This window comes from Streptomyces sp. NPDC016851 (assembly GCF_055562795.1).
Window position 1 is genome coordinate 1 of sequence record NZ_JBVHEP010000061.1, and the last position, 3,321, is coordinate 3,321.

Genomic DNA, 3,321 nt, shown 5'->3' on the forward strand with positions numbered 1-3,321 from the left:
GTGCGGTGGCTGGCGGACGGTTCGCTGGAGTATGTGGGCCGCAACGACGACCAGGTCAAGATCCGTGGATTCCGCATCGAACTCGGCGAGATCGAAACCACGCTCAGCCGGCATCCGGCGGTGGAGGACGCGCGGGTCGTCGTCAGGGAGTACGGCGAGGACGACCGGCGCCTGGTGGCCTACCTCGTGCCCTCGGCACGGACCGCCCGCCCCGTACGCGAGCTCATACGCCTGGCGCGCACCGAACCGGAGGCGATCGAGGGGCTCTACGAACTGCCCAACGGCCTGCCGGTCTTCCAGCAGAACAAGAGCGAGACCGACTTCGTCTACGAGGAGATCTTCACCGACCTCGACTACCTGAGGCACGGCATCACCCTCGACGACGGCGACTGCGTCTTCGACGTGGGCGCCAACATCGGCCTGTTCACCCTGTTCGTCGGCGACCGCTGCCCCAACGCGACGGTCTACTCGTTCGAGCCGATCCCTCCGGTGTACGACTCGCTGCGCCGCAACGTGGAACTGCACGGTCTGGACGCCAGGGCGCTTCCGTACGGGCTCGGCGCGGAGGCGAGGGAGGAGACCTTCACCTTCTACCGCCACAACACCGTCATCTCCAGCAGCCGGACCACCGACGACGAGGCGCACGAGATGGTCCGCTCCTTCCTGCGCAACCAGGAAGAGCTGCTCGACGGCGGGGCGCCGGCCGCCGGTGACGACCTGGTCGACGAGTTGGTGGACGCCCGCCTCGGCAGCGAACGCTTCCGCTGCCGGCTGCGGACCCTGTCGCAGGTCGTCGCCGAGCACGGCGTCGAGCGCATCGACCTGTTGAAGATCGATGTGGAGAACGCCGAGTACGAGGTGCTCAAGGGCATCCACTGGCGCGACTGGCCGAAGATCCGGCAGCTCGTGCTGGAGGTCCACGACGTGGACGGTCGGCTGGAACACGTCGTCACCCTGCTCGAGGCGCTCGGCTACGCCGTCGTCGTCGAGCAGGACAACCGGCTCCTGCGCGGTACGGCGCTCTACAACCTCTACGCCAGGAGGCAGGGGGAAGGGGAGGCCACCCCGCCCGGTGCGGTGACACGGAGCGTCGCCGCACCGGTGGAGGCCCGGCCCCGCTGGTCCGGCGAGGCCGCCCTGCTGGACGACGTCCAGCGGACGCTGAGCGGGGGCCTGCCCGAGTACATGCTCCCCGCCGCCTACGTCCTGATGGAAGAACTGCCGCTGACGTCCAACGGCAAGCTCGACCGGCGGGCCCTTCCCCAACCGGAGGACCGCCGACCGCGCGAGGAGCGGACGGCGGCGGCACCGCTCACCGACGACGAGAAGACGGTCGCGGCCATCTGGGCGGACCTCCTGCGGACCGAGGTGGAGCGGCTGGACGCCACCAGCAACTTCTTCTCGCTCGGCGGTAACTCGCTGCTGGTCACCCGCCTGGTGAACCGGTTCAAGCAGGAGACCGGGGCCGAGCTGTCCATCCAGGCGGTGTTCGAACGGCCGACCCTGGCCGACATGGCACGAGAGCTGGAGCGTCGTACGGCGACGGCCCCGGCGGAGCTGACGCTCGACGTGGACGCGATCCGCGCGAGCATCGGCCTCATCGAGAACATGAGCGAAGAAGAGCTGGATGCGCTGGGGATCCAGGAGTAAGGAACGGGGGGACGAGATGACCACGACGAACGAAGACGTCGCACTGGACGTCTTGAAGAAGATCAAATCGCTGCCGGTCAAGCGGCAGCGCGCACTCATCGCTCTGCTCAGGAAGCAGGGTGTCAACCTGTCCGCGCTCGACGCGATCCCACGGCGCACCCGCGTCGGCGACGAGCCGGTCCAGCTGTCCTTCGCCCAGCAGCGGCTGTGGTTCCTGGCCAGGCTGGACGGCACCAGCGCGTACTACAACATCCCGATGGCGCTGCGGCTGCACGGCAAGCTCGACCGGGCGGCCCTGCTGCGCGCCCTCACGACGATCGTCGAGCGGCACGAAGCGCTGCGCACCCGCTTCGTGGAACGGGACGGCGTCCCCTACCAGCACATCGGCGACGGCCGGGACTTCACCGTGGCGCAGGAGGAGATCGGCGACCCCGCCGAGCTGCCCACGATCTGCACCCGGGAGGCGATCACCCCGTTCGACCTTCAGCACGACTCCCTCATCAGGGCCCGGCTGCTGCGGCAGGCGGACGACGAGAACGTCCTGCTCGTCACCATGCATCACAGCGTGTCCGACGGATGGTCGCTCGGCGTCTTCTTCCGCGAACTGGTCACGCTGTACAAGGCGTTCGGCCAGGGTGACCCGTCACCACTGGAGCCGCTGCCCGTCCAGTACACCGACTACGCCGAATGGCAGCGCCGGTGGCTCGTCGACGAGGTGCAGACACGACAGGTCGACTACTGGAAGGAACAGCTCAGCGGGCTCGACCCGCAGGTGACCCTGCCGGCGGACCGGGAGCGCCCCGCGTCGAAGACGTACGACGGAGCGCACGAGAGGTTCCACCTTCCCCTGGATCTGCTCCAGAGGCTGCGTGCCCTCGGCGAACGGCACGACGTCACGCTCTACATGACGCTGCTGTCCGCCTACGCGGTACTTGTGCACCGCTACACGAACCGCACCGACATACCCATCGGCACGCCCGTCGCGAACCGCAACCGCCTCGAACTCGAGGGCTTGATCGGGCTGTTCGTCAACACACTCGTCATACGCGCCGAGTTGTCCGACGACCCGACCTTCGCCGAGGTGCTGGCCCGCACCAAGGAAACCGCGCTGCAGGCGTTCGCCCACCAGGACGTGCCGTTCGAAGCGGTGGTGGAGGCGCTGCAGCCGGAGCGCAACCTCGCCTACTCGCCGCTCTTCCAGATGGCGTTCGTCCTTCAGGAGGCGCAGACCGAACGGGACGCCCGCCTGGGCGACCTCGACGTCTCCCTGATCGACTTCGACTTCGACATCACCAAGTTCGACGTGACGCTCGACCTGCGGGAGACACCCGACGGCCTGACCGGGCTGGTCGAGTACAACACCGGCCTGTTCGACCGCGAGACCATCCAGCGGTTCGTACGCCACTACACAGCCCTGCTCGAAGCCGTCACCGCCGACCCGCAGGAGCGGATCTCCCGCTTCTCCGTCCTTGATGAGGTGGAGCGGCGGCGGGTGTTGGAGGGGTGGAATCGGGTTGAGGAGTCGGTGGGGGGTGGTCGGTGTGTGCATGAGTGGTTTGAGGAGGTGGCTGCTGATCGTGGGGATGCGGTGGCGGTTGTCTTCGAGGGGCGGGAGTTGTCGTATGGGGAGTTGAATGCGGCGGCGAATCGGTTGGCTTGGCATCTGCGTGG

At 67.8% G+C, this 3,321-nt stretch carries 2 protein-coding genes and 1 pseudogene; all 3 read left to right on the forward strand.

The genetic code is table 11. The features are described 5' to 3' along the window. A pseudogene (locus ACZ3I3_RS41270) lies at positions 1–186 on the forward strand (hypothetical protein); the annotation flags it as partial. A gap of 216 nt (positions 187–402) precedes the next feature. Further along, complete coding sequence (locus ACZ3I3_RS41275; protein WP_467373020.1) at positions 403–1,650, forward strand: FkbM family methyltransferase; 1,248 nt, start codon at positions 403–405, stop codon at positions 1,648–1,650. Between the two features lie 16 nt (positions 1,651–1,666). Further along, the coding region (locus ACZ3I3_RS41280; RefSeq protein ID WP_467373018.1) for a condensation domain-containing protein at positions 1,667–3,321 on the forward strand (1,655 nt) is incomplete at its 3' end.